This window comes from Kribbella sp. NPDC006257 (assembly GCF_040613535.1).
In the GTDB taxonomy this organism is placed as follows: domain Bacteria; phylum Actinomycetota; class Actinomycetes; order Propionibacteriales; family Kribbellaceae; genus Kribbella.
Genome location: NZ_JBEXSJ010000019.1, coordinates 89,847 through 102,547 on the forward strand (window position 1 = coordinate 89,847; position 12,701 = coordinate 102,547).

The 12,701-nt window shown below is 67.0% G+C and carries 12 protein-coding genes; 5 read left to right on the forward strand and 7 right to left on the reverse strand.

The window, feature by feature from the left end:
- Nucleotides 1–85 precede the first annotated feature (85 nt).
- The 3 genes from ABZ004_RS23230 to ABZ004_RS23240 all read right to left on the reverse strand — a co-directional run bounded on the left by ABZ004_RS23230 (nucleotide 86) and on the right by ABZ004_RS23240 (nucleotide 2,553).
- Nucleotides 86–388 (reverse strand): urease subunit gamma, encoded by a 303-nt coding sequence (locus ABZ004_RS23230; protein ID WP_355682631.1) that lies wholly within the window; start codon nucleotides 386–388, stop codon nucleotides 86–88.
- The gene (locus ABZ004_RS23235; protein WP_355682633.1) at nucleotides 385–2,028 is read right to left on the reverse strand and encodes a hypothetical protein; all 1,644 of its coding nucleotides are present in this window, start codon (nucleotides 2,026–2,028) and stop codon (nucleotides 385–387) included. The genes ABZ004_RS23230 and ABZ004_RS23235 overlap by 4 nt, the downstream gene beginning before the upstream one ends.
- Before the next feature lie 123 nt (nucleotides 2,029–2,151).
- The gene (locus ABZ004_RS23240; protein WP_355682635.1) at nucleotides 2,152–2,553 is read right to left on the reverse strand and encodes a MarR family transcriptional regulator; all 402 of its coding nucleotides are present in this window, start codon (nucleotides 2,551–2,553) and stop codon (nucleotides 2,152–2,154) included.
- A gap of 173 nt (nucleotides 2,554–2,726) precedes the next feature.
- On the opposite strand from ABZ004_RS23240, the gene ABZ004_RS23245 reads away from it, so the two are divergent.
- The 3 genes from ABZ004_RS23245 to ABZ004_RS23255 all read left to right on the forward strand — a co-directional run bounded on the left by ABZ004_RS23245 (nucleotide 2,727) and on the right by ABZ004_RS23255 (nucleotide 4,619).
- The gene (locus ABZ004_RS23245) at nucleotides 2,727–3,794 is read left to right on the forward strand and encodes a substrate-binding domain-containing protein (protein WP_355682637.1); all 1,068 of its coding nucleotides are present in this window, start codon (nucleotides 2,727–2,729) and stop codon (nucleotides 3,792–3,794) included.
- 70 nt (nucleotides 3,795–3,864) lie between these two features.
- Nucleotides 3,865–4,176 (forward strand): helix-turn-helix domain-containing protein, encoded by a 312-nt coding sequence (locus tag ABZ004_RS23250; protein ID WP_355682639.1) that lies wholly within the window; start codon nucleotides 3,865–3,867, stop codon nucleotides 4,174–4,176.
- Nucleotides 4,173–4,619 carry an SRPBCC family protein gene (locus ABZ004_RS23255; RefSeq protein ID WP_355682640.1) on the forward strand — a complete coding sequence of 149 codons (447 nt, stop codon included), beginning with the start codon at nucleotides 4,173–4,175 and terminating at the stop codon, nucleotides 4,617–4,619. The genes ABZ004_RS23250 and ABZ004_RS23255 overlap by 4 nt, the downstream gene beginning before the upstream one ends.
- 99 nt (nucleotides 4,620–4,718) lie before the next feature.
- Here ABZ004_RS23255 and ABZ004_RS23260 read toward each other — a convergent pair whose 3' ends face one another.
- On the reverse strand, nucleotides 4,719–6,095 hold the full coding sequence (locus tag ABZ004_RS23260; RefSeq protein ID WP_355682642.1) for an FAD-dependent monooxygenase: 1,377 nt from the start codon (nucleotides 6,093–6,095) through the stop codon (nucleotides 4,719–4,721).
- Between the two features lie 92 nt (nucleotides 6,096–6,187).
- On the opposite strand from ABZ004_RS23260, the gene ABZ004_RS23265 reads away from it, so the two are divergent.
- Both ABZ004_RS23265 and ABZ004_RS23270 read left to right on the forward strand, forming a co-directional pair.
- The gene (locus ABZ004_RS23265; protein WP_355682644.1) at nucleotides 6,188–6,817 is read left to right on the forward strand and encodes a TetR/AcrR family transcriptional regulator; all 630 of its coding nucleotides are present in this window, start codon (nucleotides 6,188–6,190) and stop codon (nucleotides 6,815–6,817) included.
- Nucleotides 6,810–7,460: an alpha/beta hydrolase-fold protein gene (locus ABZ004_RS23270; RefSeq protein WP_355682645.1), complete on the forward strand. Its 651-nt coding sequence runs from the start codon at nucleotides 6,810–6,812 to the stop codon at nucleotides 7,458–7,460. The genes ABZ004_RS23265 and ABZ004_RS23270 overlap by 8 nt, the downstream gene beginning before the upstream one ends.
- Before the next feature lie 90 nt (nucleotides 7,461–7,550).
- Here the strand turns inward: ABZ004_RS23270 and ligD are convergent, their stop codons facing one another.
- The 3 genes from ligD to ABZ004_RS23285 all read right to left on the reverse strand — a co-directional run bounded on the left by ligD (nucleotide 7,551) and on the right by ABZ004_RS23285 (nucleotide 11,983).
- Nucleotides 7,551–8,531 (reverse strand): non-homologous end-joining DNA ligase, encoded by a 981-nt coding sequence (gene ligD, locus ABZ004_RS23275; RefSeq protein WP_355682647.1) that lies wholly within the window; start codon nucleotides 8,529–8,531, stop codon nucleotides 7,551–7,553.
- A 937-nt stretch (nucleotides 8,532–9,468) separates the two neighbouring features.
- Complete coding sequence (locus ABZ004_RS23280; protein WP_355682649.1) at nucleotides 9,469–10,626, reverse strand: branched-chain amino acid aminotransferase; 1,158 nt, start codon at nucleotides 10,624–10,626, stop codon at nucleotides 9,469–9,471.
- A 10-nt stretch (nucleotides 10,627–10,636) separates the two neighbouring features.
- On the reverse strand, nucleotides 10,637–11,983 hold the full coding sequence (locus tag ABZ004_RS23285; RefSeq protein WP_355682651.1) for a helix-turn-helix transcriptional regulator: 1,347 nt from the start codon (nucleotides 11,981–11,983) through the stop codon (nucleotides 10,637–10,639).
- Nucleotides 11,984–12,701: the final 718 nt, after the last annotated feature.

Genomic DNA, 12,701 nt, shown 5'->3' on the forward strand with positions numbered 1-12,701 from the left:
TCGTCGAATGGTCCGGGTTGCCTGCGGTTGTGCGCCCTCTGACCTTCATTGCTAAGTCTAATCTCGTTCGGCATGGTGCTCCGGATCAGATGATGGGGCTGTGGATAGTGACGAGTTTGCGGCCGTCCGGGAAGGTTGCTTCTACCTGGACGTCTGTGAGGAGCTCGGCGACGCCGGGCATGACCTGGTCGCGGGTGAGGACCGTGCGGCCTTCCGTCATGAGGTCGGCGACGCGGGCGCCTTCGCGGGCTCGTTCGATGACCCAGGTGCTGAGCAGGGCGACGGCTTCGGAGTGGTTGAGGAGCACTCCTCGGGCCAGCCGGTCGCGGGCGACCAGGCCGGCCATGGAGAGGAGGAGCTTCTCGACCTCCGCCGGGGTGAAGTTCACGCGTTCTCCGGAAGTACGTGGTCGGATACCTTGTCGGTGCTGAGGCAGAGCGAGCAGACCGCGGCGTCGTGCGTCTCGCAGGCCGTCATGTCCGGCCGCTCGTAGTCCTGCCGACAGACATGGCAAGACAGTACTGCGCCCGACGGGTTCCCGTGCTCGTCGTACATCGGCAAGTCGATCCCGTCGCTCGTACGCCGTAGGTAGTACCGGCCCTTCGTCGCGATCGCCAGCACCGGGGGCAGCACAAGCGCCAGCACGATCGCCACCAGCGGCGAGTACGGCTTGATCCCGGACCCGAGCCCGCCGAAGAACACCAGGATCGACACCCCGGCAGCGACAGCCATCGAGACGAAGCCGACCGGGTTCACGGCATAAAGCATGCCGCGACGGAACTCCGGTGCCTTGGGGGAGATCTTCAGCAGGTACTTGTTGAAGACGATGTCGGAGGCAACGACCACGATCCACGCCATCCCGCAGTTCGCGTAGAACCCGAGGATCGTGTTGAGGAAGTCGAACATGTTGGCTTCCATCAGCACTAAGGCGATCACCAAGTTCAAGCCGAGGAAGACGAGCCGGCCGGGGTAGTGCCGGGTCAACCGGGTGTACGAGTTCGTCCAGGCCAGCGATCCGGAGTACGCGTTGGTGACGTTGATCTTCACCTGGCTGATCACGACCAGGACGACGGCCAGCGTCATCGCCAGCCAGCCCGGCAGGAAACCACGGTAGATCTCCAGGAACTGATGCACCGGCTCGTTCGCGACGGTCGCCCCGTCCGCGACATTGGCGATGATGTAGACGGCGAGGAACAACCCGATGACCTGCTTGATCGCCCCGAAGATCACCCAGCCCGGACCGGCCAGCAGTACGGCGGTCCACCAGCGACGCGAATTTTCGGGCGTCTTCGGCGGCATGAACCGCAGATAGTCGATCTGCTCGGCGATCTGCGCGATGAGCGACAGGCAGACCCCGGCCGCCAGCAGCATCGACCCGAGGTCGGTGCTCGAACCGCTCTCGCCCCGATAATCGAAGAACGACGAGACCGAATCAGGGTGCGAGACCACGAGATAGACGAAGGGCAGCACCATCAGCAGCAACCACAGCGGCGTCGTCCAGACCTGCAGCGTGGACAGTACTTTCATGCCATAGATCACCAGCGGAAAGATCACCATCGTCGAGACGGCGTAGCCGAGCGCGAGGGGTATGTGCAGGCCTAATTTCAAGCCTTGGGCCATGATCGAGCCCTCGAGCGCGAAGAAGATGAACGTGAACGACGCGAAGATCACGTTGGTGACGACCGACCCGTAGTACCCGAAACCGCTGCCGCGGGTGATCAGGTCGAGATCGATGTTGTAGCGCGCCGCGTAGTACGCCAGCGGCAGGCCGGTCGCGAAGATGACGACGGCGAAGATCGCGATCCCCCAGAGCGCGTTCGTGGTGCCGTAGGAGATGCCGATGTTGGCACCGATGGCGAAGTCGGCCAGGTAGGCGATGCCGCCCAGGGCCGAGACGGCGACGACGCCGGTGGACCACTTGCGGTAACTGCGCGGCGCGAACCGGAGGGTGTAGTCCTCGAGCGTCTCGCGGGTGGCGGTGCTGGGCTCAGCAACGGTGGGGGCGTCCAACGCGGGTTCTGCGGTCATGACGAACTCCTGCGGCACCTTCGGGCGGGTGGGTGCAGCTAGGGCCGGCGACGCTGCCGGCCGGCGATGCACCCGAATGGAAGGAACCTAAGAGCGGCATGTTTCCGCAGTGTTGCCGAACAGCTACGGTCGTGTATTTCCATCTGGAAGTAATTCGGTCAGGCGTGGCTCAGCGCTGTCGGCGAGGGCGGCCGGGGCGATCCGCTGCTCCTCGCCCGAGATCCGTGAAGCGACCGTCAGGCCGACGGGGGAGAGGGCGGCGACGACCCGACGCCGGTCGTCGTGGTGGATGCGCCGCAGTACGAGACCGCGCTCCACCAACTTGTCGACGTGGCGGGTCAGGCTGGCGGGAGGCAGTACGGCGTTCTCGGCGAGCGTGGTCATCGGCTGCCCGGGCTCCTCGTGCAGAGCCGACATCACCCGCCACTGCTCGATCGTCAGCTCGAACTCCTCCAGCAGCGGAAGCAGGCCGAGTTCGATCCGCCGCTCGGCCTGTTTCAGCTGCAACAGCAGGCTGACCGCCATCAGATCCTCCCCGTGCCTCACGAAAAGCCTCACCCGGTACGCCGTACGCCGGTACGCCGTACGCCGGTACGCCGCACGCCCGTCGGCACGCGCCGGCCGTTGGGCGTCTCACAGTGCGGTGAATATAGCTCAGTGCTCGGAGAATCGCGCCCGGTTGGACCACACTGGTCGGCATGCCCGGATCAGAGGTGGTCTCGATCGCCTTCGTCGTGCCTCAGCAAGGGCCGACCGGGATCTACGGGCCCTCTTGCCTGGCCTGCGGTCAGCTGGCAGTCGAGCAACTCAATGCACACAAAGGCATCGCCGGCCGAAGGATCGAGCTCGTCCACGTCGACGCCGGCAGGCCTCCGGACGTCGTCGCCGAGGAGGTCGACCGGCTGGTCGATTCCGGCCAGGTGGATGCCGTCGCCGGCTGGCACATCTCCGCCGTACGCGTTGCTCTCACGAAGCGGATCGGCGGCCGGGTCGTCTATGCGTTCGCTGCCATGCATGAAGGCAACGACAACACCCCGGGCGTGTTCATGCTCGGCGAACGCCCGGTCAACCAGTTGCTCCCGGCAACTCGATGGATCCGCGAACAGCACGGCGTACGCCGCTGGGCCGTCGTCGGCAATGACTACATCTACCCTCGCGTCACGACCGAGACGACGATCAAAGCCTTGCAGGGAACGGGTTCGTCCGTAGTACGGACTGATTTCGTTGCCCTCGGCACCACGGACTTCCGGCCCGTTCTCCAGGGTCTCGACAATGGCGATGTCGACGGCGTGATCATGTTGCTGATGGGCCAGGATGCCGTCCACTTCAACCGCCAGTTCGCGCGGGCCGGACTCAGTGATCGACTCCTGAGATTAAGCCCTGCAATCGAGGAGAACACCCTGCTCGGCGCAGGCTCCGGAGCCAACGACGGCCTGTATGCCGCGGCGGCGTACTTCGATGCGCTCAGTACCGTCGAGAGCGGCGAGTTCGCCCGCGAGTACCACGCTCGCTTCGGCCCCTGGGCTCCGGCGCTCAATGCCATCGGCGAATCCTGCTACGAGGCGATCCGGTTCCTGGCCCGGCTCGGCGATCTCACCGGCTCGATCTCCATCGACGCGCTCGCCGGCTTGCCGCCGAACGCCTTCTACGACAGCCCACGCGGCCTGGTCCGCCTCGACGGCAACCTGGTCACCCAGGACGTCTACCTGGCCGAGGCTCACGGCTTGGAGTTCGAGATCCAGGACCAGATCTCCCGCACCGCCTGACAAAGCACGTTCGACCTCCAAGGCGTCGTACCGATTGACAGGCAACTAAAAGGTTGCCTATTGTGAAGACGTGGATCTGGTGTTCAAGGCGCTGGCGGATGCCGGCCGCCGGCAGTTGCTGGATGCCTTGCGGGATCGGAACGGGCAGACCCTGGGGGAGTTGTGTGAGCAGTTGCCCGCGCTGACCCGGCAAGGCGTGACGAAGCATCTGCGGTTGCTCGAGGAGGCTGGGCTGGTGGTGACGCTGCGACGGGGGCGGCAGAAGTATCACTACTTGAATCCGGTGCCGATCAATGAGATCGCTGAGCGCTGGATCAGTAACTACGAAAAGGACAAGCTACGCGCCCTCAGCGCACTGAAGGCGGCATTGGAGGAGTCATGAACAACCCTGCGATGGTGCACGTGACCTACATCGAGACCACGGCGGAGAAGTTGTGGGCGGCGCTCACCTCGGGAGCATTCACCAAGCTGTACTGGTTCGGCCGGCGGATCGAATCCGATTGGACCGTCGGTTCGCCGGTCAGGTTCTTCGACAGTGCCGACGACAGCCTGACCGACTCGGGCAAGGTGCTGACGTACGACGAGCCGAAGACGCTCGCCTACACGTTCAAGAACGAGTTTCTCGAGGATCGCAAGGACGATGAGCCCGGCCGGGTGACGTTCACGATCGAGCCGGCCGGACCGAACGTGGTCAAGCTCCAGGTCGTTCACGACCGGATCGAGGAGGACCAGGTCGAGGGCTGGCGGAACGGCTGGGGTCCGATCCTGGCCAACCTCAAGACCTACCTCGAAACCGGCCACACCCTGGACATCACCTTCGACTGACCGCAGCGATGTCCCTTCACGACCAGGTCGGCCACGCCCGTCGGCGCTGTCTCCAAGGCTAGGAGGCGGCGCAGGCCCCGGCCCGACGGAACGGCATGACTAGGCGAGGTAGCCGTCGGGCCGGATCAGGATCTCGTCGCCGTCCTCAGCGTGGTAGTGGATGAAGGCATCAGGAGAGACGTAGTAATCCGGCTGGCCGTTCGTCCGTACTACGTTTACCGCGTGCGGGTGGTCGGAAGGCGTCGCCGGTGTGAATCGGAGCAGCGTTTCGTGCGGCCCACGGAACAGGTCGAAGAGCCGCAGTTTGTTGCCTGAGGCATCGACTAGCGGTGAGTCCGGAGCCCGGTCGCCACTGGTAAGAACCGCAGTGTCGGCCGGGTCGCGGTAACTGACGTCCAGCTGGCGGGTGTTCTCGCCACGCTCCATCGCGGTCTCGTCGCCGTCGCGGTGCTTCTGCATCAGTTCACTGCTGATCCCAAGAACACGAGCGGCATTCGTACGCCGTTCGGTCTCGTATGTCGCCAGCACCTCCTCCCGGCCGTCGGCGAGTTTCCAGCCGAGGTTGTAGGCATCCTGCACGCCAGTGTTCAAGCCTTGGCCGCCGGTCGGCGGGTGCACGTGAGCCGCGTCGCCGGCGATGAAGACCCGGCCGACCCGGAACCGTTCGGCCAGCCGGACATTCGGCCGCCATATCGTCGACCAGGTGAGGTTGCGCAACTTGGCGACGCCCGGACCGGCGTGCCGGTCGACCAGTTCCTGCAGGGTCTCCAGGGTCGGGTCGAGTTCGTCGTCGTCGGGCGGCGTACCGAACTGGAATTGGTCGCCGCCCGACAGCGGGGTCAGGAAGATCCCTTCCATCGGCTGGCCGGCCTTGCCGAACCAGTGGCCGTAGGCGTGGTCGAGTCCGTCGGCGGAAACGTCGCCGAGCAGCATCCGGATCGACTCGTCGGTGGTGCCTTCGAAGGCGATGCCCAGGGTCTTGCGGACGAAGCTGCGGCCGCCGTCCGCGCCGACGAGGTAGTCGGCGATCACGGTCTCGCCGGTCGACAGTTCGGCGATCACTTGATCATCGGTCTGGCGGAAGCCGACGAGTTCGGTGCTTAGTTCAACCTCCACGCCGAAGTCCGCGAGCCGCTTCCGGAGGATCGCCTCGGTGCGGGACTGGCCGAGCATGCGCCCGTTCGGGTAAGGGATGTCTGGCGTCGGGTCGACCGGCTCGGCCATCCGGCGCTCGCCCACGAACTGCCCGCCGATCGTGACCCGGATCGCCGGCATCGCGATGCCCTGGTCGAGTACTTCGTCGATCACCCCGAGGTCGTCGAACACTTCCAGGGTCCGCGGCTGCAGGCCGTCGCCGCGCGAAACGTCGAAGTACTCACTCGCCTTCTCGATCAGCCGCACGCCGACGCCGCGGCGGGCCAGGTCGATCGCGAGGGTGAGCCCGGTCGGGCCGGCGCCGGCTACCAGAACGTGCATGACATCTCCTCAAGTTGAGTGAATCATGATTCACTGAATTTAGATTCACTATGAACGTGACTAGGGTTCGTTGTCAAGGAGGAGGTGCTGGGGTGACCACAACCCGCAAGGAACAGGCGGCCGGGACCGAAGCGGCGCTGAAGCAGGCCGCGCGCCAGGTCTTCGCCGAGCGCGGCTACCTGAACACGAAGATCACCGACATCACCGCGGCGGCCGGCCGGGCGACGGGCTCCTTCTACAACCACTTCGCCGGCAAGGAAGAGCTGCTCGAGGCGCTGTTGAAGGACATGCTGATCGAGGCCGACGAAGCGGTCTATGTCGACCTGACGCACGAGGCGGACTTCAGCAAGATCGAGTCGATCCGGTGGCACGCCGCCGCGTTCTGGAACTTCTACAAGGCGCACATCCCGGAGATGGTCGCGCTCAAACAGGCCGCGATGGTCGACCCCGAGCTGGGCCGCCGGCTGCAGCAGATCATGGCCGCCGACGACGCCCACATGATCGACCACCTCGCGCATCTCCCGGCGCCCCAGCCGGATCCGAGGCTCCACATCTCGGCGATCAACGCGCTCCTCGAAGGTTTCGCCTACACCTGGTTGGTCACCAACCCGGCAAACGGCGACACCATTCCCGACGAGACTGCGATCGAGGTCCTCACCAACCTCCTCCATCACGGCCTGGCGGGCCGCCCCCAACAGCGAGGTGCCACCGCTCATGGATAACCGGCTCATCACTGAGACCTTCGAGTACGACGGTGGCCGGAAAGTCACGGCGTACGTGCCGCCGGAGCCACCCGAGGCGATCGTCTTCGCAGGCGACGGTCAGCTGATCGCGCAGTGGGGCGGGGTTCTCGAGACGGCCGATGTACCGCCGACGATGATCGTCGGCGCCCATCGGACGGACGATCCGGACGAGATGGTCCGCATCCAGGAGTACTCGCCGTCGTTCGACGAGGAACGCTTCGCCGCCCACGAGGACTTCTTCGTCAACGATGTCCGCGAGTGGGTGAGCTCCCGGTTCGGCATCGCGCTTCCCGCCGAGCGCACGGCCGCGTGCGGTGTTTCGGCGAGCGGAGAGCTCTCACTCGCGATGGGATTGAGGCATCCCGACATCTACGGCGTCGTCTTCTCGGCCTCTCCCGGCGGCGGCTACCGACCGCCCGCCGAGTTGCCGAGTCAGCTTCCGCGCACGTATCTCGTCGGCGGCACCCAGGAGCCGTTCTTCCTCGCGAACGCGACCCGCTGGGCGGACGCGCTCCGAGCCGCCGGCGCGGACGTCGTACTGACCGAACGTCCCGGCGACCACGGCGACCCGTTCTGGCAGGCCGAGTTCCCGCTGATGGTCGCCTGGGCATTCAGTAGCTGAGGCCGGGCGGACCCCGATCGCGCGGACCCTGATCGCGCGGGACTCCGGCCGCGCGGGACTCCGGTCGCGCGCGGCCTCGGCTGCCCGGTGTCACTCCTCAGGCGGTGGTGGTTCCTCGGCGCCTTCGCGTTCGTCGCGGTCGGCCCACTCGATCAAGGTGTCGAGCGAGTACGCCGTATCGTCGATCGTCGCGTGCAGGTCGCCCAGTTCGGCGAACCTGGCGGGGACGGTGGCGATCGTGAACGCCTTCGGGTCGACGGTCTCGATCTCGTCCCAGTGGATCGGGGTGGAGACGGTGCCCTCGGGGTTGCCGCGCACGGAGTACGCACTGGCGATCGTGTGGTCGCGGGCGTTCTGATTGAAATCGACGAAGACCTTCGACGGGTCGCGATCCTTGCGCCACCAGGTCGTCGTCACGTCGTCCGGCGCGCGCCGCTCCACCTCGCGCGCGAACGCCAGCGCGGCGCGGCGTACGTCAGAGAATCCGTACTCCGGTTCGATGCGCACGTAGATGTGGATGCCCGAGCCGCCCGAGGTCTTCGGGAAGCCCGTCGCACCGAGATCGTCGAGCACCTCGTGCGCTACCTGCGCCACCCGGCGGACCCGATCGAACGGGCAGTCGGGCATCGGGTCCAGGTCGATCCGCCACTCGTCGGGCTTCTCGGTGTCGGCGCGGCGGGAGTTCCAGGGGTGGAACTCAACGGTCGACATCTGCACCGCCCAGGCGACGTGCGCGACCTCGGTCACGCAGAGCTCGTCGGCGGTCCGGTTGTAGCGCGGGAAGTGCACGCGGACGGTCTCCATCCACGGTGGTGCCCCGTTCGGCAGGCGCTTCTGGTGCACCTTCTCGCCGGAGACGCCGGAGGGGAAGCGATGCAGCATGCAGGGTCGCTCGCGCAGCGCCCGCACGATCCCGTCGCCGACGGAGAGGTAGTAGTTGACGAGGTCGAGCTTGGTCTCACCGCGCGCGGGAAAGTAGACCCGGTCCGGATTCGAGATCCGCACCGTGTGGTCGCCGACCTCGAGCTCGATCGCCGGCGTCTTCGCTTTGGCCGCCTTGGACTCTGCCATGCCGCCAATCTATGCGGCTCCACGGACATCCAACACTCACCAACCCCCCAACGCGCCGCCCGCCCACGCTCAACTCCCCGCCCCCAACCCCCAATTTCCCCCTTTGCTGAGTGCTGGAGATCCGCCAACCCGGACCGCCAGACCATCAGTACAACCGATGGCGACCCGACCAAGGCGCCCGCTGAGCGTGCACCGGCACTGAGACGTTGAGGTCTGGACGACTACTGATGGTCTGGCGGTCCGCTCCCGCGAGTTCCCGGCTTGGTGAGCGCTGGAGATCCGCCGACCCCGAACCGCCAGACCATCAGTACGACCGATGGCGACCCCACGAAGGCGACCGCTGAGCGTGCCTCGACCCCACGACGACCAGCCCTGGACGACTACTGATGGCCTGGCGGTCCGCCTCCGCGAGCTAACGGGCGGGGCGGAGTGAGCGCGGCGGCCCGTGGCAGGCGAGGCGGGGCAGCCATCCCCAGGCGGCTGAGGCGGGGAGACGGCGGGCTGGGCCGTGAGGCCGGGAGCCGGCCACCCGCGCGAGGTCAGCGGTGTGGGGGCCACCTCTCAGGTCAGGCGGGCGGGGGAGTGGGCCGGACCGCCAGGCCATCAGTGCGGGCGGGGGAGTGGGCCGGACCGCCAGGCCATCAGTGCGGGCGGTGGCGAGCTGGCGGAGGTGATCGCTGAGCGTGCCTCGGCGCCAATGCGGCCGGACCTGGGTAAGTACTGATGGTCTGGCGGTCCGCGCCCGCGAGCTAGCGGCGGGTGAAGTGAGTCGGAGGCTCAGGGCAGGCAAGGCCGGTGGGTCAGCCGCTCAGGTCAGGCGGGGCACATCAGCCAGTCGTCGGAGGCGGTGCGCGGACGTCCAGCACCGGTCAACCGCTGGGCGTGGAGGCTGCTCACGCTCGGCGGGTCGGCGGGGGCGGGGGATTCTGGTGGTTGGTCAGTGGGGGAAGTGCGCGGGAAAGGCGAGGCGGGCTAGCCAGCCTCGGGGGTCGGGGGTGCGGCCGTATTGGAGGTCTAGGAGGGCGGCGCGGATGGAGGAGGTGACTGGGCCGACGCCTTCGGCGGTGGAGTGGTCGCCGATCGGGAGGTTGCCGCCGGACCAGGCGACTCGGCCGATCGGGGTGATGACCGCCGCCGTGCCGGAGGCGAACGTCTCCGCGATCTCGCCGGTGCGAACCCCGTCGCGCCACTCGTCCGCGGAGATCCGGCGCTCCTCCACCTTGTACCCGAGGTCCGCCGCGAGCTCCAGCACCGAGTCGCGAGTGACGCCGGCGAGGATCGAGCCGGACAGCTCCGGCGTGGCGATCCGCCCGTCGGCGTACACGAAGAAGACGTTCATGCTGCCGCTCTCCTCGATCCAGCGGCGTTCGACCGCGTCGAGGTAGATCACCTGGTTGCATCCGTTCTCAGTCGCTTCGGCGAACGCCGCCAGGCTCGCTGCGTAGTTGCCACCGCACTTGGCAGCGCCTGTGCCACCCGGGGTCGCCCGGATGGAGGTGTCCGAGAGCCAGATGGACACCGGCTTCGGGCCAGTGTCGAAGTACGGACCTGCAGGCGACGCGATGACGCCGAACAGCACCTCACGTGCCGGCCGGACGCTCAGTGCAGCCTCGGTGGCCATCATGTACGGACGCAGGTAGAGACTCGTCTCTCCGCTGCCCGCCGGAGGCACCCACACCTCGTCGACGGTGACCAGCGCACGCAGCGCCGCGAGGAACTCCTGCTCGGGCACCTGTGGCAGGGCAAGCCGCTGCGCACTCCGGCTGAAGCGTGCGGCGTTCATCTCTGGCCGGAACGCCCACACCGAGCCGTCCTCGTGCCGGTACGCCTTGAGGCCCTCAAAGATCTCCTGCGCGTAGTGCAGCACCGCGGCGGCAGGACTCACCTTGAGTGGCCCGTACGGCATCACCTTCTGGCCATGCCAACCGCGCTCTTCAGTCCAGGAGGCCAGCACCATGTGGTCGGTGAACGACTGCCCGAAGCCAGGCTTCGCGAGCACCGCCGCACGGGCGTCTGCGGTCGCTGGGGCGCTCGCCAGCTCGACCTCGAAGTTCCACGTGTCTGCCACTGCTGCTGTCCCGTTCTGACTCGTCACTCTCGGCACGCTACCCCGCTGCCCCCGCATAGCTCGACCCACTGCCCACAGTGCGGTTCAGATACGGCCTGCGACCGAGCAGTTCGCGGTAGTCCCGAACTGCAGGTCGCACAAGCTCCTTGCCCGGTACTGCGGACAGCACGCGCGCGCCCGCGTCGTACAAGTACTGCGTGTGCCACTCATCGGGCAGCTCCACCAGCACCCGCATCGCCAGCGCCAGCCCGGCAGCAACCTCGCCGTCGACCATCAAACAGCGCGCCAGACACAGCTCGAGTTCAGCGCGCTCGACCCTGCTCTCCAGCGGGCACAGATCCAGCGCTCGCTCCAGCACGACATAGCCGGCTGCTGGGTATCCCAGCTCCGCGCAGACCTGTCCTTCAATCCCATGCACCTTGTACGCCGACCAGCCGAAGAGCCCGCTTGTCTCTTCGTCAGGCAACTCGGCAGTCACGGCGAGAAGCTCCTCTGCTGCTTCCCAGGCAGTTGTCGCCAGCCCCTGCTGAGCAAGAACCAGCGCCCTGTCCGCATGCGCCCGCGCCAGGCACGCCGCTCGTCCACCGAGAACGCCGCCACTACTGGGTGAATCGGTGGCCAGTGCGACGGCTTCGTCGGAGAGAGTCAGAAGGCCGCCGAGAGGCCTGCGCTCGGCGAGGCCGGCTGCCGCCTCCCAACCGCGGACCAGACTCATCGCCAACCGATCGCCGGAACTCTCGGCAGACGCCCGACAGGTCGACCACCAACGCCGGGCAGCCCGAGCCTGTCCTAGTCCTGTCAACGTGAGCGCGACCAGTGCGCTCAGCTCAGTAGCCGGTACTGCGTACTCGGGTGACTCTGCTGGGAGCAGTTGCAGCTGAGCAGCTAGCTCGGGCAGCAGCTCTCCCGGTGGAGTCGTGCTGAACGCCATCGCGAGATCGGCGGCGACCGCCTGCCACTCGTCCGTTGCGTGCGACTGCTTGAACGACTCGGCCAGCCCGTGCCGGATCGCTTCCAGGGTTGCCGGCAGGGCTGCCCGGTGGGCCGGTCGAGCGTGCTGGTCGTGCCCGGCAGCGCCGAGCGACGGCAGCCCACTGTGCGTTGGTGCGGTCGGTGCGGTCGCTCCAGTTGGCCGGGAGCGGACGGTTGCCTGCGCCTGCTCTGGCTGGGGGTTCGCCTGCTGGTAGGCGGTGGTGAGAGTACTGCCGGTGTTCAGCTCGCGGTCGCACAGCCGGGCGAGGTGCGCCGACCCCGGTCGCTGTCCGCGCTCCACCTGGGACAGGTAGCTGTGGTCGTATCCCACCCGGGTCGCGAGTTGCCGCAGACTCAGAGCGGCCGCTTGCCGGGACTGCCTCAACTGCACGCCGAACGCTGCCTCAGCCACAGGATCCTCCCCCGTTCGAGCTGTGGGCCGGACTGGCCGGCTCACTGGTCACGCCTGGTGGTTGCGGTGCGTGCCGGGCACGTTACAAGGGCCTACCGACAAAACAGTGCGCAGCACCGAGCGCCTTGTATTACAGGCGATTCGCAGGGGACTGTGGGCTGGTTGGACAGCCCACAGATCACACCTGGTGGGCGCGGCTCGCGCCGGTGAACCTACAAGGGTGAAGCGACAGAACACGACGCAGCAGAAGCCGCGCCTCTTCCAGCTCGTCCGGCACACCGATGTGTCCGGCGTGCGGGGCACGGGAACCCTGGCAGACGGAGTCGAGTGGCCCGACGGAGCAGTGATCCTGCGCTGGCGTGGCCGCTGGCCGGTCACCTCCGTCTGGGAGGGCGGCATCGAAGCACTCCTGACCGTGCACGGCCAGGGCGGCCGAACCCAGGTCCATTGGCTCCCTGCGGTTCGGCAGGCCGGTCTCTCGCCACCAGTTCCAGGTGGTGGGCAGGCTGGTGTCTCGCCAGCAGGTCCAGGTGCTTCGGCGCGGGTTGAGGCGTTGGCGGGTGCTGGCGAAGTGCGTGGTACTGAGCAGGGTGGAGTGTTGTGGCTTCCGGCGGCTGGTGTGGACGGCCTGTGTGCGCGGTGCGGACGCGGGTGGCCCTGCCTTGGCTGCGACCCCTGACCAGGCGCGAGACAACGGTGTCAACCGGTTGCTGATCCG